The organism is Bradyrhizobium sp. BRP56 (assembly GCF_020194035.1).
Lineage (GTDB): Bacteria > Pseudomonadota > Alphaproteobacteria > Rhizobiales > Xanthobacteraceae > Bradyrhizobium > Bradyrhizobium australafricanum.
Genome location: NZ_JADYVV010000097.1, coordinates 1 through 20,153 on the forward strand (window position 1 = coordinate 1; position 20,153 = coordinate 20,153).

Annotated in this window: 20 protein-coding genes; 5 read left to right on the forward strand and 15 right to left on the reverse strand. The window is 65.1% G+C overall.

Going from position 1 to position 20,153, the window contains the following annotated elements; translation table 11 throughout:
- On the reverse strand, window positions 1-1,756 hold a 1,756-nt coding region (locus I6F38_RS40015; protein ID WP_225164270.1), incomplete at its 3' end, for a DUF5801 repeats-in-toxin domain-containing protein.
- Between the two features lie 237 nt (window positions 1,757-1,993).
- Between I6F38_RS40015 and I6F38_RS40020 the strand changes: the two genes are divergently transcribed.
- Window positions 1,994-2,434 (forward strand): hypothetical protein, encoded by a 441-nt coding sequence (locus I6F38_RS40020; protein WP_225164271.1) that lies wholly within the window; start codon window positions 1,994-1,996, stop codon window positions 2,432-2,434.
- Between the two features lie 44 nt (window positions 2,435-2,478).
- Here the strand turns inward: I6F38_RS40020 and I6F38_RS40025 are convergent, their stop codons facing one another.
- On the reverse strand, window positions 2,479-3,033 hold the full coding sequence (locus I6F38_RS40025) for a DUF3617 family protein (protein WP_225164272.1): 555 nt from the start codon (window positions 3,031-3,033) through the stop codon (window positions 2,479-2,481).
- 264 nt (window positions 3,034-3,297) lie between these two features.
- Entirely contained in the window at window positions 3,298-3,882 is a 585-nt protein-coding gene (locus I6F38_RS40030) for a DUF3617 family protein (RefSeq protein ID WP_092089790.1), read from the reverse strand.
- Between the two features lie 325 nt (window positions 3,883-4,207).
- Here I6F38_RS40030 and I6F38_RS40035 point away from each other — a divergent pair, with 325 nt between their 5' ends.
- Window positions 4,208-4,582, forward strand: a complete 375-nt coding sequence (locus I6F38_RS40035; RefSeq protein ID WP_016845748.1) for a hypothetical protein — start codon at window positions 4,208-4,210, stop codon at window positions 4,580-4,582.
- A gap of 62 nt (window positions 4,583-4,644) precedes the next feature.
- Here I6F38_RS40035 and I6F38_RS40040 read toward each other — a convergent pair whose 3' ends face one another.
- The 5 genes from I6F38_RS40040 to I6F38_RS40060 form a co-directional block, all read right to left on the reverse strand.
- Entirely contained in the window at window positions 4,645-4,908 is a 264-nt protein-coding gene (locus tag I6F38_RS40040) for a hypothetical protein (RefSeq protein WP_076826182.1), read from the reverse strand.
- A gap of 98 nt (window positions 4,909-5,006) precedes the next feature.
- Window positions 5,007-5,777: an SDR family oxidoreductase gene (locus tag I6F38_RS40045; RefSeq protein ID WP_225164273.1), complete on the reverse strand. Its 771-nt coding sequence runs from the start codon at window positions 5,775-5,777 to the stop codon at window positions 5,007-5,009.
- A 53-nt stretch (window positions 5,778-5,830) separates the two neighbouring features.
- Window positions 5,831-6,628 (reverse strand): SDR family oxidoreductase, encoded by a 798-nt coding sequence (locus tag I6F38_RS40050; RefSeq protein ID WP_225164274.1) that lies wholly within the window; start codon window positions 6,626-6,628, stop codon window positions 5,831-5,833.
- Window positions 6,628-8,016, reverse strand: coding sequence for a transaminase (locus I6F38_RS40055; protein ID WP_225164275.1), 1,389 nt, complete (start codon window positions 8,014-8,016; stop codon window positions 6,628-6,630). Before I6F38_RS40055 ends, I6F38_RS40050 begins: the two co-directional genes overlap by 1 nt.
- The gene (locus I6F38_RS40060; protein WP_225164276.1) at window positions 8,013-9,497 is read right to left on the reverse strand and encodes an aldehyde dehydrogenase; all 1,485 of its coding nucleotides are present in this window, start codon (window positions 9,495-9,497) and stop codon (window positions 8,013-8,015) included. The genes I6F38_RS40055 and I6F38_RS40060 overlap by 4 nt, the downstream gene beginning before the upstream one ends.
- A gap of 217 nt (window positions 9,498-9,714) precedes the next feature.
- Between I6F38_RS40060 and I6F38_RS40065 the strand changes: the two genes are divergently transcribed.
- The 3 genes from I6F38_RS40065 to I6F38_RS40075 all read left to right on the forward strand — a co-directional run bounded on the left by I6F38_RS40065 (window position 9,715) and on the right by I6F38_RS40075 (window position 13,111).
- Window positions 9,715-10,977, forward strand: coding sequence for a Tm-1-like ATP-binding domain-containing protein (locus tag I6F38_RS40065; RefSeq protein ID WP_225164277.1), 1,263 nt, complete (start codon window positions 9,715-9,717; stop codon window positions 10,975-10,977).
- Window positions 10,926-11,639, forward strand: a complete 714-nt coding sequence (locus tag I6F38_RS40070) for an HAD-IA family hydrolase (RefSeq protein ID WP_225164278.1) — start codon at window positions 10,926-10,928, stop codon at window positions 11,637-11,639. The genes I6F38_RS40065 and I6F38_RS40070 overlap by 52 nt, the downstream gene beginning before the upstream one ends.
- Before the next feature lie 119 nt (window positions 11,640-11,758).
- The gene (locus I6F38_RS40075; protein ID WP_225164279.1) at window positions 11,759-13,111 is read left to right on the forward strand and encodes an aminotransferase class III-fold pyridoxal phosphate-dependent enzyme; all 1,353 of its coding nucleotides are present in this window, start codon (window positions 11,759-11,761) and stop codon (window positions 13,109-13,111) included.
- On the opposite strand, the gene I6F38_RS40080 is transcribed toward I6F38_RS40075, so the two are convergent.
- From I6F38_RS40080 to I6F38_RS40110, 7 genes are all read right to left on the reverse strand, one after another.
- A complete protein-coding gene (locus tag I6F38_RS40080; RefSeq protein WP_225164280.1) occupies window positions 13,097-13,414 on the reverse strand; it encodes a hypothetical protein in 318 nt (105 codons plus the stop codon). The two genes, I6F38_RS40075 and I6F38_RS40080, sit on opposite strands and share 15 nt — an antisense overlap.
- The gene (locus I6F38_RS40085) at window positions 13,411-15,423 is read right to left on the reverse strand and encodes a tyramine oxidase (protein ID WP_225164281.1); all 2,013 of its coding nucleotides are present in this window, start codon (window positions 15,421-15,423) and stop codon (window positions 13,411-13,413) included. The genes I6F38_RS40080 and I6F38_RS40085 overlap by 4 nt, the downstream gene beginning before the upstream one ends.
- Window positions 15,424-15,491: 68 nt before the next feature.
- On the reverse strand, window positions 15,492-16,490 hold the full coding sequence (locus tag I6F38_RS40090) for a branched-chain amino acid ABC transporter permease (protein WP_225164282.1): 999 nt from the start codon (window positions 16,488-16,490) through the stop codon (window positions 15,492-15,494).
- 26 nt (window positions 16,491-16,516) lie between these two features.
- Window positions 16,517-17,383 (reverse strand): branched-chain amino acid ABC transporter permease, encoded by an 867-nt coding sequence (locus I6F38_RS40095; RefSeq protein ID WP_057017060.1) that lies wholly within the window; start codon window positions 17,381-17,383, stop codon window positions 16,517-16,519.
- A 16-nt stretch (window positions 17,384-17,399) separates the two neighbouring features.
- Window positions 17,400-18,098 (reverse strand): ABC transporter ATP-binding protein, encoded by a 699-nt coding sequence (locus I6F38_RS40100; RefSeq protein ID WP_028331396.1) that lies wholly within the window; start codon window positions 18,096-18,098, stop codon window positions 17,400-17,402.
- Window positions 18,085-18,816 carry an ABC transporter ATP-binding protein gene (locus tag I6F38_RS40105; RefSeq protein WP_225164283.1) on the reverse strand — a complete coding sequence of 244 codons (732 nt, stop codon included), beginning with the start codon at window positions 18,814-18,816 and terminating at the stop codon, window positions 18,085-18,087. Before I6F38_RS40105 ends, I6F38_RS40100 begins: the two co-directional genes overlap by 14 nt.
- A gap of 1 nt (window position 18,817) precedes the next feature.
- Entirely contained in the window at window positions 18,818-20,131 is a 1,314-nt protein-coding gene (locus tag I6F38_RS40110) for an ABC transporter substrate-binding protein (protein ID WP_225164284.1), read from the reverse strand.
- Window positions 20,132-20,153: the final 22 nt, after the last annotated feature.

Sequence of the window (20,153 nt, forward strand, 5' to 3'; positions counted from 1 at the left end):
CGAGGCCGTTGGCCGACAGCGCCAGCGCGTAGTCGACATGGCCCGGACCGTCGGTGCCGTAATGCGGCGTGCCGCCGTCGAAGTTGCCGGCAAAGTTGGCGCTGGTGCTGATCGGCGCGCCCGTCAGATTGGTCTCGTCCAGCGTCAGCTGGCCCGCAACCGCCGCCGTCGGCGTTCCCAGCGACGGGCCGTCGTCATGGAACGACAGCGCCTGGCCGATGTTGATGCTGGCCGAGCCCGAGGTCGTGTCACCGTCGCGATCCGTGATGGTGTCGGTCCGCGTCAGCGTGATCAGGTCGGTTGCCGACAGCGTCACCACGTCGTCCGGATTGGCCGCGTTGGGATGCTGCAGCGCGTGCACCTGATCCAACGTCACAACGCCGGCCGCGCTCACGCTCACCGTGAAGTCGATCACGCCCGCCGGATCCGCCGCCCCGCCGGCGCCAACCCGACCCTCGACCACGTTGCCGTTGACGTACAGATAGACATGCTGGCCGGTCGCAACGTCGATCAGCCCGGAGTCCACGCCCGCCGACTTGATGCCGAGCGTGTAGGCCGACGCCGTCGTGCCCGCACCGTCCGCGCCATAGCTGCTGGTCACCGTGAAGTTGTCGGCAAAGTTCGCCGACGCGTTGATCGCCAGGTTGGTCTCGTCAACCACCAGCGCATCCGCCGGCGCCGTTGCCGTCATCGTGATCGCCGGACCATCGTCAAGGATCGTCAGATGCGAGCCGACATCGACGCTCGCACTTGCCGACTGATTGTTGTTGTCAGTCACGGTGGCGGTCAGCGTGATCAGACCCGATGCCAGCGTGATCCCTTCATTGAAGTTGCCCGGTGTTGCCTCATGAACCGCGCGCAGATCGGTCAGCGTCACATGACCCGCGGTGTCAACCGAGACCGTGAGGACCAGATCGCCACTGATCGCCGTGCGCCCTTCCACGACGCCGGCCGCGTTGACCGTCAGCAGAACGTGCTGACCGGTCGCCGAATCGATCAGACCGGAATCTTCGTTCGGGGTCGTGACCGACAGCGCATAGGTCAGCGACTGCTGGCCGCCCGGTACCGTGACGTTGAACGACACCTGCACAGACGCGACGGTTGCCCCCGCGGGTCCGAGCCCCGAACCGGCGACACCATGGTTGGTGGCCGCGGTCAGGAAGCTCTCGTCGACAATCAGCGCCGACAGGGGGTTGCCGGAAATGGTCGGAGGCGGAGCAATGCCCAGCACGAAGCCAGTCGGCGGCACAGGGGTCACGAGGTTCGGCAACTCTTCCTGCGGCGCCAACACGTTGGTCGGCACAGGAGCTAACGGATCAATCGCGAACGGACTGAAATTCGCGCCGCTCGCCTGCGCGTTGCCGTTCGAGTTGCCGCCATTGTCGGCCGCCGGCAACACGGAGGCGTCCGTGCTGATCGGAAAAAGGGTCGCGAATTCCTGGACCGAGACCTCGCGCCCCGGCGCCATCTCGATCGTGACATTCTTCAGTCCATCCGAACGGGAGTCGAAGAACGGCTCAACCGTGACGGTCGACTGGTTGTCGAACAGGATGATCAGCTTTTCGCCGACGTGAACCAGCGTGATCTTTTCATTGGCGATCGACGAAAAGTCGACCTTCACCTTCTGGTCGTATCCAAGATTGACGACCACCGCCTGATCGGTCAGCGGCTTGGTCAGCTTGTAAATTCGTACGGGAGCCGAATTGGTGGAATTGCCGGTGCCGGTTGCCTGAGCGACCTGAAACGAACCCTGCATTATCAACTCCGCAAAATGCGATTAGAGGAAAAGTTGTAGAAAAATTTAGTTTTAGGCTATTGTTAACCCTCCCCGCGGTCAAGAAATGTATTTGGTTAATCAATGCTTTCCGTGGAAGTGTGGTAAAGATCGGACAGGTCGAAGCTGAAAGAACAACGGCTTAGCCGGATTAACTTGGCCAAAGGCAGTATTTCCCCGGCCCCGTTCGTCCTTCCCGGCGATTTGGAGCAGCAGTCGATGCGGGTGATTCTTCAGGCGTGTGCCGCTGTCCTGATTTGGAGCTGTTTCGGCGCGGCGGCTGCGCAAGCCCCCGCACAACCCGTCCCGCAGGAGACCACGGTCGAGCGCCAGGTTCGCGCCCAGGCCAACCGGGACACCCAGATTGGTCTCTATCTGAACGTGTTACCTGATTGCACCTCGGGGCCGCTGCCGACCATCCGCCTGGTCACTGCGCCGGCTGCCGGAAAGGTTGTGGTGAAGTCGGCGAAGGCGAAGGCCACCAATTACAAGGCCTGCCTGGCGCTCGAGGTGCCGGCCTATGTCGCCTTCTACAAGGCGCCGCCGGAATTTCTCGGCGACGACGCGCTGACCATCGAGGTCAAGTACCAGGGCGGCCGAACCGAAATTCAGAAGATCACCGTCAAGGTGAGTGCACCAGGCGGGCAGCAGAAGATCTGATGGTGTTACGGGCGGCCTGAGGCCCGCGCGCCGGACCAATCGCCTTACAGCGGCTCGCCCTCGGCTTCGTCCTGCTGCAACGACACCTCGCTCGGTGCGGAGGCCGGCTGGCTGAGCGAAGCTCTATCCTCGCGGCAATCGCTGATTCGGCGGGCAACCACCCGGTCGGTCCGCGGCGCCTGACCAACATTGGTCTTGTTGACCTCGGTATAGGCCTCGTCGCTGAGAACCGTGATGACGGTGCTGACCGGCCCGAGATAGTCGCAGCGGTTGGAGAAGACGTATTTGTTGTTGATCTTCTCCGGCCGCGAAGAGTGGCAATTTCCAACGGACGGAGATGAGAAGGTCGCCTTCATCGCCTGGGTCGGATCGACACAGCGCGTCATTTCGCGCTCGAGCAGCGTTTGCCGGACGTTCGAGGACGTGGCGATTTCCAGCGTCCGCACGAAGCGCCACATTCCCTTTCGGAAGGTCGGCCCGCTGAATCCCTCCTCCGCCATGGCGCTCGGGGAGGCGAGCACGAACACGGAAAGCGCGGCCACGACGCCAAGCGCGGATGCGAAGATCTTCGACGGGGCGAAGCCCTCACGCGATGTCATTTATTGAATCCCTAACCGGCCGATTGACGCGGATCGCGTGACTTCGCTTGAAGCACGTCCAACCTCACATCATTCAGGAGCATTTCGTGTTAAGACCCCGTAAACGCTTGGCCTTTGCTCGAAGCTCTCACGAGCTCTTGCGCCAAACACGGTGAATGCCCGGTTGCTTCAGGCCGGGGCAGCTTCGGCGCGAAAGGAAGCGCAGCGTCTGCGTCGTCGGGACGAATGGACGCCTCGTCCGCCACCACTCCGTTTGATTGCCAGCTACTGCTGCAAAGCCGCCGCAGCGGACTTGTCAGTCTTGGCCTCAGACTTGGCCTCAATCTTGGCCGCACTACCGTCGTCGCAGTCGCCGATCCTTGTCGCGACGACCGTGTCGGTCCGGGGATGCTCTCCGGTGCTGATCTCGTTCAGCTCGGTATAGGCTTCGTCGCTGCGCACGGTGATGACGGTGCTGACCGTCCCCATGTAATCGCAGCGGTGCCCGAAGGTGTATTGATTACCGACCTTCTCCGGCTTGTCCGAGACGCAGCTTCCGATCGATCCCGAGGCAAAGGTCGCCTTCATGGCGTGGGTCGGGTCGACGCAGCGCGTCGTCTCCGCGTTGACCACCCGATACTTGAAGTTCTTGTTGGCGGTCCTGACCACATCGAGCGTTCGCACGAAGCGCCACAGACCTTTGCGGAAGCTCGGGCCAGAAAAGGCTTGATCGCCCTGAGCCGGCGCTGCCGCAGCTGCCCGGCCGTTCGCCGGTTGAGGAGCCTGAGTCTGCGCATGAGCTGCCAGCGCAGGCAATGAGACAATCATTAGGGTCAGCAGCGAACGTGCAATGCCACCACGGAAGTCCATTCCCACCCCCGATGTTCGTCCAAATGCGTTCGTGATGCGATCCGGTCAGCTCATTGAAGCAATCTCCGGAACACGACTCAATACATCACACCACTTGCAGGCCAATTGTGGCCGGTAAAGGTGCATTAACGCTACCGGGCAGCTCGCAGCCGAATTCAGACCCACTGCAGCAAACTTGCAACACCTGACACGCCATTCGCGATGGCGCCAGCCGATCTCCCCGCACCGCACTGGACAGAGGTTTGACCTCCGAAGTTTTTTTTGCTCATTTAGCGCGAGATATTTTCCTCAATTACTTAGCCTATCGCTGGACGAGGGGGCACTGATGCGTATTCGGTTTGGCTACACGGTCGCAGGCATTTTGGCGTTGGGTGCAACGTTGTTCGGCAACTCCGGGCCGGCGGCGGCAGCGGACCTTGGCCTGGTCACAAAAGCACCGGTCGGCACCTGCACCGAGATCGTCTTCACCTGCGAGAACGGCCATCAATATCCGCTGTGCCCGCGCGCTGTGTCGGTCGAGGGCGAAGTGGTCACGGCCTCCCTGCTCACGGGCCGTGGCGGCATCCATGTGCGGCACGTTCCGATGGGCGTCGGCTATCGCTATGCGGGCCGCGGCGTCTGGCTGGACGGCTTCCGGGAAAACGCGCTGCTCAACTTCGGCAAGCGCCACCAGGTGGCGTGCACCATCGCGCATTCATGAGTGCGCGCTCTGCGTCGCTGCAATGGGCGTGACGCAGAGCACCTCAAGCTGCCGAACTCTCCTCACCCCTTGGTGCGGAGCACGACGCGCGACGAGCGCGAGAACATATATGCCTTCGGATTGACGTAGACCGGGCAGTAGTCCTGCCACTGGTACAGCTGCCAATTCCATTTCCAGCAGCCCGATACGATCTGGGGCTCTTGCACGTAGTCCAGCCGGTACGGCGGATCGCCAAACGGATAGTAGTCGCCGCATCGCGCCGCCGTCGAAGACAGAACGACGATTGAAGCGGCCGCGGCAATGATCACAGAAAATGACTTGTTCATAACGCCCCTCGATCGAATGACGTGACCGCGCGAGAGTGCCAAATCCGCCGGTCGTTATCAAGGTGGCGGCCGCCTGCCCGGAGACGTCAACCGGCCGCCTACACCGCGCGATTCTGCGTCGGCGCGCGGCCGCCGCCATCGGCGACCAGCACTGCGCCCGTCACGAAGGACGCCTCGTCGGAGGCCAGGAACAGGCAGCACGCGGCGATCTCGGCAGGCTCGGCCATCCGTCCCAGGGCAATGCGTCGTTCGACGCCGCGAATCTCGGCATCGGGCGTGGTGCCATTCTGGTCCGCAAGCAGCTGCATTTCATGGGCGCTCATCGGCGTGCGCACCCAGCCTGGCGCCACCGCATTGGCGCGGATGCCGTCGGCGCCGTGGGCGTAGGCGAGCGAGCGCGTATAGGCGACGACGGCCGCCTTGCTGGCGGCGTAGCTTGCGCTATCCGGGCTGGCATTGAACGCGGCAACCGAGGCGACGTTCACGATCGCTCCGCCGCGCTGCCGGAGCCGCGGCAGCGATGCCCTGCAGACGCGCATCGTCCCCGTGAGGTTGACATCGAGCGTCCTGGCCCAGACCTCGTCGGAGACGCTGGCGGGCTGATCCGGCACGATCAGGCCTGCGGCGTTGACCACGATGTCGAGCCACGCCCCGCAGGCGGTGACGGCGTTGGCAATGTCGTCCGGACGCGTGACGTCGCCATGGACCGCCTGCCCTCCGCACTCCGCCGCGGCGGTCTGGAGCTCTGCTTCACCGAGCCCGAACAGCACGACGCGCGCGCCGCTCAACGCCAGCAGCGCCGCCGTCGCCCGGCCGATTCCCGTGGCGGCGCCGGTCACCAGCGCGGTCTTTCCATCGAGCCGCGGCATCAGAGCATGATCCGGAAAGGTGGAAACCGGTTTTCCGAAAAGATCATGCTCATCTAGACTCCCCATTGCCGTTCGACGGCAAATCCGGTCTCCGGCAGCGTCGAGCCGCCGTCTACGACGATGGTCTGCCCGGTGACGTATTTGGCCTCGGCGGAGGCGAGATAGAGCATCGCGCAGGCGACGTCGTCGGCGCCGCCCATGTGCCCCATCGGAATGAAGCGCGCGAGCTTGGCCTTGTTCTCCGGCGCGCTCATGGTGCCGCGACCCGGCTTCTCGATGAAGCCGGCCTCGACGCCGTTGACCGTGATGCCGTCGCGCGCGAGCTCGAAGGCGGCACCGCGGATAAACGCGTTCACGCCGGCTTTCGCCGCCGAGTAGTGCGCGCCGCCGCCCATCGCGACACGCGCGGAAACCGAGGATGTCACGAGGATGCGCCCGAACCTGACGGCACGCATGTGCGGAATGGAGGCCTGCGCGAGCCAGATGCTGGCGTTGAGGTTCACCGCCAGCGTATCCTCAAGCTTCGCTTCATCAAGCTCCTCAAGCGATGACCACGGACAGCCGCCGGCATTGTGCACAACGATATCGAGCCGGCCATATTGAGCAGCGACGCGATCGACCATCGCGCGCAAGCTACTGCGGTCCAGCCGGTCGAACGGGACGCAATGGGCCGCCCGTCCATCGGCCGTCAATTCGCGCGCTAACGCCTCGGCCACATCAAGCGTCCGGTTGGCGATCACCACGGTCGCGCCGGCCTCCGCGAGCCGTCTCACGATGGCGGCGCCGATCCCCCTACCCCCGCCGGTGACGATGGCGATGCGACCGTCAAGATTGAACGGAGACACCTGCATCAGATTGCTCCTGCGCCGCGCAGCAAATCGATGAACTGCGCCAACACCGCCGTGTGCTTGTCGACGTCGCGCGCCGACGTCGCCGGACACATCAGCAGCATGGTGTGGAACGGGGTCACCAGGATGCCCTCGTTGATGTAGAACGCATGCAGCAGGGTCTCGAGATCGGGTTGGCGGCCCGCAATCACGTCCGCGCCGCTGCGTGGCGGCTGCGGCATGAACATGATCTCGGCGCGCGCGCCGATCTGCGTGACGTGCCAGGGCAGACCGGCCGCTGCGATCAGCCGGCGCGCTTCCTGCGCAAGCCAGGTCGCGGTTCCGATCATCCGCTCGTAATTCGCAGAGGTCAGCACCTTCTCCAGCACCGCGCGCATGGTCGCGACCGTCAGCGCGTTGCCGGCAAGCGTGCCGCCGAATCCAAGATGCGCCGACTGCCGCTCGCGCGGATTGACATGAGGGACGATCTTCCAGAGCCGCTCGGCGATCTCCTGGCTGAGACCGAACACACCGGCGGGGATGCCGCCCGCGATCGCCTTGCCCGCAACGAAAATGTCGGGCTTGAGCTCATGGCTCTCCGTATAGCCACCCGGTCCGCAGGACAGCGTGTGGGTCTCGTCGATGATGAGGACGGTGCCGGCGCGGCGGGTCAGGTCACGCAACGAGCGGTGAAAACCAGGATCGACCGGGATCATGCCGAAATTCGTCATCAGCGGCTCGGTCAGCACGCAGGCGACGTCGCCATGCGCAAGCGCCGCCTCGAGGCCCGCGACATCGTTGAATTCAACGACCCTGCTCACGGCATCATGATCGATGCCGTTGGGATGGATCATGTTGCGCAGGCCGACCCGGCCGTCGCGGATCTCGACATGCGCTTCCTCGACGCCGCCATGATAGCAGCCGGAGAACACCAGCACCTTGCGCCGGCCGGTGATCATGCGCGAGATACGGATCGCCGCGCGGTTGGCGTCGGTCGCCGACGTCGTCAGCGTCCAGTATTTCGGACCGAAGCGGCGCGACAGTTCGGCACCGACCCAGATACTGTCTTCCGTCGGCAGCATCATGGTCGCGCCACGCTTGAGCTGAGCGAGCGCCGCCTCGGTCACCGCCTCGGGCGCGTGGCCGCACATGCCGCCGGTGTCCCCAAGGCAGAAATCGATGTAGTCGCGGCCATCGATGTCCCTGATATGCGCGCCCTGCGCCTCCTCGGCATAAACCGGGCAGCCGCCGGCCCAGCGCCGCATCCAGTGCGACGGGCCGCCGTAAAGGTAGTGCTGCCTTCCCTCCTGCCAGGCCGCGGCCGATCGCGGATGCAGCGCGCGAAAGCGCTCCTGCTCGGCATCGAGCAATCGGTTCAGAACGCCGGCGCGTTCGGCAGTTGCAGCTGTCATAGCGCGATCCAGGCGGTCTTGAGGTCGACATAGGCATCGAGGGCGTGCAGCGACTTGTCGCGTCCGAAGCCGGATTGCTTGAAGCCGCCGAGCGGCACCGTGATGTCGGCGCCGCCATAGGCGTTGACGTGCACGACGCCAGCCCTGATAGCGCGCACCATGCGATGCGCCGTCGACAGGCTTGCGGTCCACACCGCCGACGCAAGTCCATAGGGGGTCGCATTGGCGAGCGCTGTGGCATCTTCCTCGCCCTCGAACCGCGTCACTGCGAGCACCGGGCCGAACACTTCCTCGCGCCAGACCTGCATCGACGGCGTCACCTCGGTGAGGATCGTAGGCGCCATGAAGTTGCCGCCGCTCTCGGCGCGGATCTGCTCGCCGCCGATCAGCCGCTTCGCGCCCTGCGCTTCCGCATGGGCAATGGCATCCAGGTTCTTGCGCAACTGCGGCTTGCTCGCGATGGCGCCGATATCAGAGCTCAGTTCGAGGGGATCGCCGACCGTTAGTTTTGTGGTGGCGTCGAGCAGCTCGGCCATGAAGCGATCATAGATCGAGGACTGCACCAGGAGCCGCGATCCGGCCACACAGACCTGGCCCGAGTTTCGGAAGATGCCGTTCGCCGAGACCTTGGCCGCATGCTTGATGTCGGGCGCATCGGCGAACACGATGTTGGGCGACTTGCCGCCAAGCTCGAGATGGACGCGCTTCAGGTTCGATCGCGCCGAGCATTCCAGGAGACGCCGGCCCACCGCACCCGAGCCGGTGAAGGCGAGCACATCGACATCCATGTGCAGCGCGAGCGCTTCGCCGGCCGATGCGCCGCGGCCGGTGACGACGTTGAGCACGCCGTCCGGCAACCCCGCCTCGGTCGCGAGCTCGGCAAGCCGCAACAGCGTCAGCGACGCAAGCTCCGGCGGCTTGACCACGACCGAATTTCCGGCGGCAAGCGCCGGGCCGATCTTCCACGCTCCGATCATCAGCGGGAAATTCCACGGCACGATCACACCGACGACACCAAGCGGCTCGCGATGCACGAGCCCGAGCACGTCGCCTGAGGTCGGCGCGATCTCGCCATAGACCTTGTCGACCGCCTCGGCGTAGTAACGGATGGTGCCGGCGGCCGAGAGCGGCTCGGCCTTGTAGGCCATGCCGATCTCGGTGCCGTTGTCGCGCACGCCGAGCACCGCAATCTCGAGCGCGTGCCGCTCGATGAGATCGGCGAACCGCAGCAACACCTTCTTGCGCTGCGCCGGCGCCGCGCGCGACCAGCTGCCCTGCTCGAAGGCCTGCCGCGCATGTCTGACCGCGGCGTCGACATCGGCCACGTCGCCGTCAGCTATGCTGGTCAATACCTTGCCGTCGATCGGCGACACGACATCAAGCCGCGCCTCGCTGATCGCCGGCGCCGGCCTGCCGCCGATGAAGAGCTGCTGAGCCGGAATGACGGCCACGCGTAGTCGATCGATCTGGGCTTGCTGCATGCGAGACAATTATGATGATGACAAAGGCGGCTTCCGAGCGAGACCGCTGGCACCGCGCAATCCTCGCCAAATCAAGGCTTTGGCAGCAATCAACCGATAGGTGGATGTCACGGCAAGGCGCGCCCCCATAGCGTGATCGCACGATGGCCGAGCGCTCCGCCTGCGTTATCCAAACCGGTTGTCACCATCCCTTACGCCTGCCGGCGAGCCGAAGGTCATGCCTGAGATGACGCAGCCCCGCATTCTCCTGATCGGAACGGGAGACACCAAGGCCGACGAACTGCTGTTCATGAGCGAGTGCATCGCGCGCGTCGGTGGCCGAACCGTCATGATGGACATCAGCGTGCTCGGCGATCCGCCGTACCAGGCGGCACATGACAAGCACGCGGTGGCGGCCGCCGCACAGACCACGATCGAGGCGATCGCATCGAGCGGCGACGAGAATTCCGCGATGTCACTGATGGCGGTCGGCGCCGCCAATCTGGCGCGCGCGCTCGCGGAGCGCGATGCCATCGACGGCGTGATCGCGATCGGCGGCACGATGGGCACCGACCTTGCGCTCGACGTCGCGCAGGCGCTGCCGCTCGGCCTGCCGAAGCTGATCGTCTCAACCGTCGCCTTCTCGCATCTGATCCCGCCGGAGCGCGTCGCCGCCGATCTGATGATGATCCTGTGGGCCGGCGGTCTCTACGGCCTCAACGGCACCTGCACCGCCGTGCTGTCGCAAGCCTGCGGCGCGATCGTCGGCGCCGCCAGAAGCGCAATCAGGCCGCGCAAAGACCGGCCGGTCGTTGCGATCACCTCGCTCGGCAAGAGCTGCCTACGCTACATGGTCGAGCTCAAGCCGCAGCTCGAGCGGCGCGGCTACGAGGTGGTCGTCTTCCACACCACCGGCATGGGCGGCCGCGCGATGGAATCGATCGCCGCGCAAGGCGGCTTTGCCGCGGTGCTGGACCTCAGCCTGCAGGAGGTCGCCAACCAGCTTACCGGCTCGGTGGTCAATTCCGGCGCTGACAGGCTAGAGAATGCAGGCAGAGCCGGCATTCCACAGATCGTCGCGCCGGGGGCGATCGACATGGTCGACTTCCCGGCATGGCTTGGGGTTCCGAGCGAGCTGTCGGATCGTCCATTCCACGCGCATAACCGGCTGCTTGCGTCGGCAACGTCGGGATCCACCGATCGCCAACGGATCGCCCGCGCGATTGCCGGGAAACTGTCCCAGGCCAACGCTCCCGTTGCCTTCGTGCTGCCCGCTGGCGGCATCCAGCAATGGGATCGCGAAGGCGAAGCGTTGCACGATCCTGACGCTCTCGCCGCCTTCGTCGACGCCATGCGATCGGCGATCAAGGCGCCGGTCGAACTGCACGAGATCACGGATCACATCAACAGTGCCGCATTCGACGAAACGGTGCTCGGCATCTTCGACCGATGGGTCGCTGCCGGCATTGTCCCTCGCGGCCGCACCACGGTTGCCGCGTGAGGAGGCCGCTTGCCCAGGCGCTGGTGCTCGACTTCGGCGGGGTAATCTCGAAGACATTGTTCGAGACCCACGACCTGACCGAGCGCACGCTCGGACTCGCCCCCTGCACACTGAAATGGCTCGGACCGTTCGCGCCCGACAGCGATCCGCTCTGGACGAGCATGCAGCTCGGCGAGATTTCGGAACGCGACTACTGGCTGACCCGCAGCCGCGAGGTCGGGCGCTTGGTCGGCGAGGACTGGCGCGACATGGAGACCTTCGTGAAACGCGCGCGCGGCGCCGATCCCGACACCGTGATCCGCCCCGAGGCAGCGCGCGCGATTACCCTCGCCGCCGATGCCGGGTTCCGGCTCGCCATCCTCTCCAACGAGCTCGACCTGTTCTACGGCACCGATTTCCGCAGCCGTCTTTCCATCCTCGAGCGCTTCGACACCATCGTCGATGCCACGCATACCGGGATCCTGAAGCCCGACCCCCGCGCCTATCAAAGCGTGCTGGACGAACTGGCGCTGGAGGCAGACAATTGCGTCTTCGTCGACGACCAGCGCCGCAACATCGCAGGCGCCGCCGCATGCAACATGCGCACGGTGCTGTTCGATGTGCGCAATCCTGCAGCGTCCTACAGCGAGGCGCTGCGGCATTTCGGGCTGCAGTTCGACTAAAGCGCTTTCGAGCGAAGCGGGTACCGGTTCGCGTGAAGAAAACGCGTCAAGACTAGAATCTGGAGCTCGGTCCCGATTCCATCGAAACGGAACAGGCTCCAGCCGGACAGAGGGCGACCATGCGCGACAGAAACTTCCTGGTTGAGAACAACGCCAAGCCGATCTGGCACCCGATGGCTCATCCCGCCGAGATGCGGGCGCAGCCGCCGCGGATCGTGATGAAGGGTGAAGGCGTTGAAGTCACCGATATCGACGGCAAGACCGTGATCGATGCGGTCGGCGGATTGTGGAATGTCAATCTCGGCTACAGCTGCGATCCGATCAAACAGGCGATCGCGGACCAGCTCAGCGCGCTGCCGTATTATTCGGGCTTCCGTGGCACCTCATCCGGTCCCTCGATCGAGCTCGCCTACGAGCTCACCGAATGGTTCAAGCCGGAAGGCATGGTGCGCGCTTTCTTCACCTCGGGCGGATCGGACTCGGTCGAGACCGCGCTACGGCTCGCGCGGCAATACTGGAAGATCAAGGGCCAGGCTGATCGCACCAAGTTCCTGGCGCTGAAGAAGGGCTACCACGGCACCCATTTCGGCGGCGCCTCCGTCAACGGCAACGCCAATTTCCGCCGCAACTACGAGCCGATGCTGCCCGGCGTGTTCCATATCCCCGCGCCGTCGACCTATCGCAATCCCTTCAACGAGACCGATCCCGCAAAACTCGCGCTGCTGTGCGCGGCGGCGATGGAGGAGGAGATCGCATTCCAGGGCGCCGACACCATCGCGGCCTTCATCATGGAGCCGGTGCTCGGGGCTGGCGGCGTGATCGTGCCGCCGGACAGCTTCATGAAGCTGGCGCGCGAGATCTGTGACCGTCACGGCATCCTGATGATCGCGGACGAGGTCGTCACCGGTTTCGGGCGCACCGGCGCATGGTCGGGTTCGCGGCTCTGGGGCGTGAAGCCCGACATGATGACGATGGCGAAGGCGATCACCTCGGGCTATTTCCCGCTCGGCGCGACGCTGATCGGCGAGCAGGTTGCGGAAGCCTTCGAGGCCGACACGACCACGTTCGGCTCGATCGGCCACGGCTACACCTATTCCGGCCATCCGGTCGGCTGCGCCGCGGGCCTTGCGGCGCTCGCCGAGACCCGCCGCCTCAAGCTTGACGAGAATGCCGCCGCGCGCGGCGAGGACCTTGCGCGGGCGCTGGCCGCGCTCAAGGCGAAGCACGCGCTGGTCGGCGACGTCAGGGGCAAGGGTTTGATGGCCGCGCTCGAACTGGTCGCCGATCGCGACAGCAAGAAGCCCGCCGACAAGAAGACGATGGCGAAGGTTGCCGACGCCGCCTACGACGCCGGCGTGATGCTGCGTGTCTCCGGCAACAACCTGATCCTGTCGCCGCCCCTGATCCTGACGCCGGCCGACGTGAGGCGGATCGCCGAAGGGATCGACGCCGGGCTGTCAGCGGCTTCCTGATAGCGCACTCACACAAGCCATGGCGCGCTCGAACAGCGCGCCATCCGCCTTGTCGCGGTCGAGGCAATCGGCCAGCGATATGGCCGACATCGTCTGATCGGTGCAGAAGATGCGCATGAAGTCGGCCGCCAGCGCGACCTTGCGCGGCGCGGATTGGCGCTCCCAATCGTTGCTGCTCAGATAGAGCAAGGACGCGTCGTCAACGCTGCTCTCGGCCGCCGCGCCGGCAACAACCGGCCCTGCCGCCAATAGCGCCAGCAGCGCGCCGGCCACCGCTCCGATGCGATGCGCGCGGCCGCTCATTTCGTCTCCCTGGCATTCACCATCGGCGGCACGTCGAGCGCGGGATTGCGATCGAAGAAGTTGAACGGACGCAGCCGGAAGCCGTGCCACAGGCCGGGCATGACCGGCCAATCCTCGGCGCGCGGCACGTGACGGAAGCCGACCGTGTACCACAGCACGAGGTCGCGGTCCTCGATCGGTCGCTTCGCCGCCGTCCATTTCGGCAGGCCGTCGACCTCGGGGTTTCCGTTCGGATACATCCCCGCAGCGTAGCGCTCGTCCTTGGCGTAGGCCGAGGTCCACAGCGTGTAGGCGCTGAAACCGGCACGCAGCTGGATCGGATCGTCCTTGGCGAGCAGCGAGACGTCGGAGTGGCCGGGCATCAGCTGATAGCTTGTGCGATAGCCGCGGCTGTTGGTCCTGCTCGTGCTCTCGATCCTGAACTGCGCCGCGTTCAGCGGCATAGTGATGGGCCCTTCGGTCGCGACCGGCCTGGTGTCGACCTGCCAGAGGCTCTTGCGCTGACCCTGCTCCAGCCGGCGGACATTGAAGCGATCCTCGACCAGCCGGTTCGCGGTGCCGTCGACGTCCATGTCGATCCGGAACGTCATGTAGTGATCGTGATTGACCGCGAGCAGCCGTTCGTCGACCAGCGTCCCAAAGGCGGTATCCTGCGCCGCCGTCGGGTCGCTCAGTGTCTTGCTCGCGACGCCCTTGGTCGCATCGATGCCGTAGGCGCCGAGCCGCACATCGATATTGCCGGCACGGTCGAACACGTAGTCCACCAGATAGTCGTAATTGCCGACCACCGGCGCCATCCGCACCACCAGCTCGTTGTTCGGCCGCACCTCGGCGGTGTTGTTGATCAGCTCGCTGTGGCGCCAGATCGGATCGCCGGTCGGGCGCTCGAAGATGCACACCGCGCCCTTGGAAACGACCGGCGCACCCTTGGTATCCGAGATCGTCAGGTCGAGATAATGCGCGCCTTCGGGACAATCCACGCCGCGCTGCAATTCGCTGGAGAGCACGCCGAAGCCGTACTCGCCGATGTCCATATAGGCGCGGAACGACCAGGTCGGCGCCGGATCCATGTAGGGCACGAACATCTCGCTCGCCGAAATCTGGTATGCGATGTCGCGGAGCGTGCCGTGGTCATCGTAGCGGATCAGCGACAGCACGGCGCCGACACGCGGCTCGAGACGGACATGGAACGACCAGTTGTCCCAGCGGACCTGGCCGCCCTCCACCTTCACATTGCTGCCTTCGGGCGCGGTGATCTCGATCGGCTTCGGCGGCTTGCGGTATGTTCCGGAGTCGGCATAGGCGTGCGAGGGCGTCTGCGGCGGTGGCGGCACCACGCCAAGATCAGTCACCGACAGCACCGTTTTGCTCTTGAGATCGACCTGGGCGAACAGGTTCTCGATCGGCTTGCCCCAGAGATTGTTGGCGGCCCCCGTGGTGTCGACACAGGGAACGTTGAGCAGGCGGCGGCCCTTCAACGCCGGATCGGTCACTGGACCCACAGTCAGCGGCAGGCACAGCACGTTGCGGAAATCGGTGATGCCGCGCTTGGCCATCGCGGCGATCCAGCGCGGGTCCTGCTTCGGCAGGTCGCCGGCGGAGATCAGCTCGTCGATGGTCAGCGCAGCCTCATGATCCCTGACTTCCTGCCAGCCGAGCAGGCTCCGCGCGGCGAGATCGATATGCGCCTCGTAGAGATGCCCGCCGCTCAGCAGCGTCGCGCTGGCCCGGCGCGTGAATGGCTGTCCGGGCTTCCACGCCCGCACCTCGTCCTTGGGGTCCTCCTCGACCGACATCGAGACGACCCGCGCGGAATCGTCGAGCTTGCCGGCGCCGCGCAGGACATCGGAGACCGAGCGGATTTCGTCGGTGGTGAGCCCGTCCATCGGGTGCATTGCGGCCGCCTGCGGCCACATCCGCCGCTCGGCCTGCGCCGGCAGCGGCGCCGCCAATGTCGCGACCATCAGACCGGCCACTGCCCACACGCCATGCCTGAAAATCAGAGCCATTCCGCCCTCCACTCAAAGCCAGAACTGTCAGAATACAAGCAACGGTGGCGACGTGAAGGCCCGCTCCTTCATCCGGTAACCTGTTCCGACGCAGCCGGCAGGATCGCGGCCGAGGCCGGGCGTGGCGCGGCGCGGTGTACATCGAGCAGCCGCACGCCGATGCGATCGCGCAAGGCCGGCCAGAGGCCGCGCGGCGCCACGATCATCACCACGACGGCGATGATGCCGAGCCCCACCAGATACCAGCCGCCGGACAGGCCGAGCGGTCCGGTCATCAGTTCGCGCAGGCCGAAGAAGATGATGACGCCGAGGATCGGGCCTTCCAGCGTTCCAATACCGCCGATGATCACGACGAACATCATGTAGACGGACCAGTTGACGTCGAAGGCCGCCAGCGGCGCGATGAAGAGATTGCCCATGAAGCTGAGCGCGCCGGCAAGTCCACATCCCGCCGCCGAGAGCACGAAGGCGACGAAACGATTGTGCCGGACGTCAACGCCGACGCTCATCGCGGCAAGATCATTGTCGCGCACACTCATCAGCCCGAGCCCGAAGCTCGACGTCATCATCCTGTACAGCGCCGCGATGGTCACGAGCGTCAGGCCGCCGGCGAGCCAGAACATCGTCGGCTCGAACCAGTCGAAATCGATCAGCTTGCTGGTCGCGAGCGGCACGCCCGACGTGCCACCGACGGCCTGCGACTTCATTGTGAACGCGCCGATGATTTCGGCGAACACCCACATCGCGATCGAGAAATAGGCGTCGCGCAAACGAAACAGCGGAAAGGCGATGATGGCCGCAACGGCGCCCGCCACCAGCGGCGCGACCGGCAGCACCCAGATCGGCGTAACCTCGAGCCAGCCCGAGGTCAGGAACAGCGCATAAGCGCCGAAGGCGACGAAGACCTGGTGTCCAAGCGAGACCAGCCCGGCATAACCCGCCAGCAGGTTCCACATCTGCGCCATCGTCAGCAAGAGCAGGCACTCGGTCGCGAGCCGCAGAAAACCCTCGTTCAGCACGAAGGGCGCGCCGGCAATTGCGGCGACAAGCACGATGGCAGAGGCCATGAGAATTGTCCGTGTCGGCATCGGCATCACACCCTGCTCGACACGAGACCCGACGGGCGGATCAGCAGCATGATGAAGAACAGGAGGTGCGCATAGAGCAGCCCAGCATTCGGATCGATCTTCAGCCCGATCAATTGCGCCATGCCGAGCGCGATGCCGCCGAGCAGCGCGCCCCAGAACGAGCCGAGCCCGCCGAGCACCACGACTTCGAACGCGATCAACAGCCGCTCAGCCCCCGAGAACGGCGTGAAGCTCGAGCGCACCGCGAGCAGCACGCCGCCGATCGCGCCGAGCGCGAGCGACAGGCCCATGACATAGTTATAAACCCGATCCGGTTTGACGCCGGACAGCCGGACGATATCGCGGCGGTCGGCGGTGGCGCGCACGATCCGGCCGAACTCGGTATGACGCAACACGAGCTGCAGCGCCATGAACAGCAGCGCGGCCAGCACCAGTGTCAGCAGCGGCATGATGCCGATATTGAGGCCCGCGATCTCGAGGCTGGCGCGCGAGAGCTCGCCGACCTGGAGGCTGCGCACGTCGGCGCCGAACACCTCGACCATCACGTTGCGCAGGATCACCGACACGCCGAAGGTCAGCAGCAGCGGCGATAGCGGATCGGGCGAGGTCACCACCCGGTTGACGATGGCAGCCTGATAGAGCCATCCGACCGCAAAGGACAGCGCAATCACCGGGATCAGCATCAACAGCGGCGACACCTGCGGAAACAGGTTGGCCAGCAGCACGGCGCAGAACGCGCTCAGCACCATGAACTCGCCATGGGCGATATTGACGACGCGCATCACGCCGAACACCAGCGCGAGCCCGATGCCGAGCAGCCCATAGAGCCCGCCGAGCAGAGCCCCGTTGATCAATGTCTCAACCCAGATCATGTCGTGCCAATCCTGGCTAGTTACCGAAATAGGCGTGCGTCAGCTGCTCCGGCTGCAACCCTTGCGCCGGGCCGGTCAGCGACACCCGCCCCTTCAACAGGCAATAGATTCGCTCCGAGGTCGCGAGCGCGCGCTTCACGTCCTGCTCGACCAGCACGACGGCCGTACCCTCGCGGCGGATGTCGGCGAAGGAGCGGTAGATCTGCTCGACCACGACGGGGGCGAGCCCGAGCGAGATCTCGTCGCACAAGAGGAGCCGCGGGTTCGACATCAGCGCGCGGCCGATCGCCGCCATCTGCTGCTGGCCGCCGGAGAGCTGGCCGGGAAACATCCGCCGCCGCTCCTCGAGGATCGGGAACAGGTCGAACACCCGCCGCAGGGTCCAGCTGCCTTTGCGCCGGTTGACGCTGCCCATCAACAGGTTCTCCTCGATCGTCAGCGAGTCGAACAGCAGGCGGCCCTCGGGCACCATGATGAGGCCGAGCCGCGACACCTCTTCCGCCGGCATCTGCGAGATATCGATGCCGTCGAACTGCACGGCCCCGCGCCGCTCCTCGTTGAGACCGACCAGCGCCTTCAGGAACGTCGACTTGCCGGCGCCGTTGGCGCCGACCAGCGCCACCGCCTCGCCGTCCGCGACGGTGAAGTTCATGTCGAACACGGCTTGCAGATCGCCGTAGAAGATCTGCAGGCCGTTCACATCAAGCAACGCCATCGGCCTTCAATCCCATGTAGATCTCGCGCACCACGGCGCTGTCCATGACCTCGGCCGGCGGTCCCTCCAGCACCTTGCGGCCGAAATCGAGCACCAGGATGCGATCCGACACCGCGCGCAGCGCGTGAGGAATGTGCTCGATCCAGATCATGGCGTGATCGGCCTTCACCGACTGGATGATGGCAACAAGACGCTCGACCTCCGGCTCGGTCAGCCCGGCGGCGATCTCGTCGAGCAGGATCAGTTTGGGTTTCGAGGCCAGCGCCTTGGCGAATTCCAGCCGCTTGCGGTCGATCAGCGGCAATGCGCCGGCGAGCTTGTCGGCCTTGGCATCGAGCCCGGTCCGCTGCAGCACCTGCATAGTCCAGCTCGACGCCGCCTCGCCGGTGAGGCCCGCGCCATAGGATGCCGCGACCAGCGCATTCTCATAGACCGATAGATGCGGGAACGGCTGCGGAATCTGGAACGCCCGCCCGAGCCCCATCCGCGCCCGGCGATGCGGCGGCAGGGCTGATATCTCCCTGTTGTCGAGCATGATCGAACCTCCGTCGGCCGTGAGCAGGCCGACGATCAGGTTGAGCAGCGAGCTCTTGCCGGCGCCGTTCGGGCCGATCACGCCGAGGCACTCGCCGCGCGCCAGCTCGAAGCTGACATTGTCGGCGACCACGATCTCGCCGAAGCGCTTGGCCAGCCCGCTGACGCGCAGAAGCGGTGCCATCTCAAGCCAGCTTGGAGAGCAGCTGGAGATCGGCCTGCTTCGGGATGAACGGCGCCGTTCCGTTGTGCACGATCAGGAGCTCGTATTTCGACTTGCCGCCCTTGGCCTTGCGCCATTGCCCGCCCGACAGCGAGGTCACCGCGACGTTCTTGATCGGACTGTCCTTGAACTTGACCCGGCCGACCACGGTCTCCATGTCGAGGCCGGCGATCGCATCGCGCAATGAGTTCTTGTCCTTGGGATCGCTGTTCTGCAACGCCGCGAGCCCGACCTCCCACAGCGCATGGGCGTAGCCGATCGGCTGGGTCCACTGCTTGCCGGTGGTCTTCTCCCACTCCGCGGCGAGTTCGGCGGCGCTCTGCCCGGTCAGCGAGGACTTGAACGGATAGGCCGGCGTCCACCACACCTCGGTCGACATGCCGTCGCCGCGATCGCCGAGCGCATTCACCGCGGCCGGGAACAGGAAGGCCGCCGCCACCGTGCAGATCTGCGGCTTGAAACCGGCTTGCGCCGCCTGATTCCACAGCGTCACCCAGTGATTGCTGAAGGTGAAGCCGGAGACGATGTCGACGCCGTTGTTCTTGAACAGCGCGATCTGGTTGGTGAAGTCGTCGGTCGCGATCTGGAATTTGCCGGCCGAGAATTCCTGATAGCCGGCCGCCGAGATGCCCGCCGGCAGGCCGAGCTTCGGATCGGAGAACGCCTGGCCCGGCGGGTTGTCGATGTAGAGCGTGCCGACCTTCTTGTTGGTCTCGACCGACTGCCACATACCCAAGAAATTTTTGGCGACGTCGTCGGCGCCCCAGAAGAAATGGTAGCTGTACGGAAACCCCTTGTCCGGCGTCGACTTGCGCGGAAACATCCAGCCCTGCCACGGCACCATCGTCGAGATGGTGGGAATGCCGCGCGCGTCGGCGAGCTCCTGCACCGGCGGCTGCGCGTCGCCGTCCTCGATCAGGATCAGGTCGCACTTTTCACGCAGCACCAGCTCGCTCGCGATCACCGACGAGCGGTTCGGATCGGATTGATTGTCCTTGAACACCAGCTCGACCTGATAGGTCTTGCCGCCGATCTTCAGGCCGTCCTTCAGCCGTGCCTTGATGCGCTCGTGGATCCAGGGATCGGGCTCGGCGAACTGCGCGCGGACGCCGGAGAGGCAGCCGACCCAGCCGATCTTGATGGTGTTGCCGGCGGCCCGCGCGACATTGACCAGCGGCACGTTCATCGCCGATGCGAGGCCGGTGGCACCGGCCGCTTTCAAGAGCGTGCGCCGATTGAGCCGGCCGGATGCCGTATTGTTCTTTGTCTCAGTCATGTCCCTCTCCCTCCACAACCAA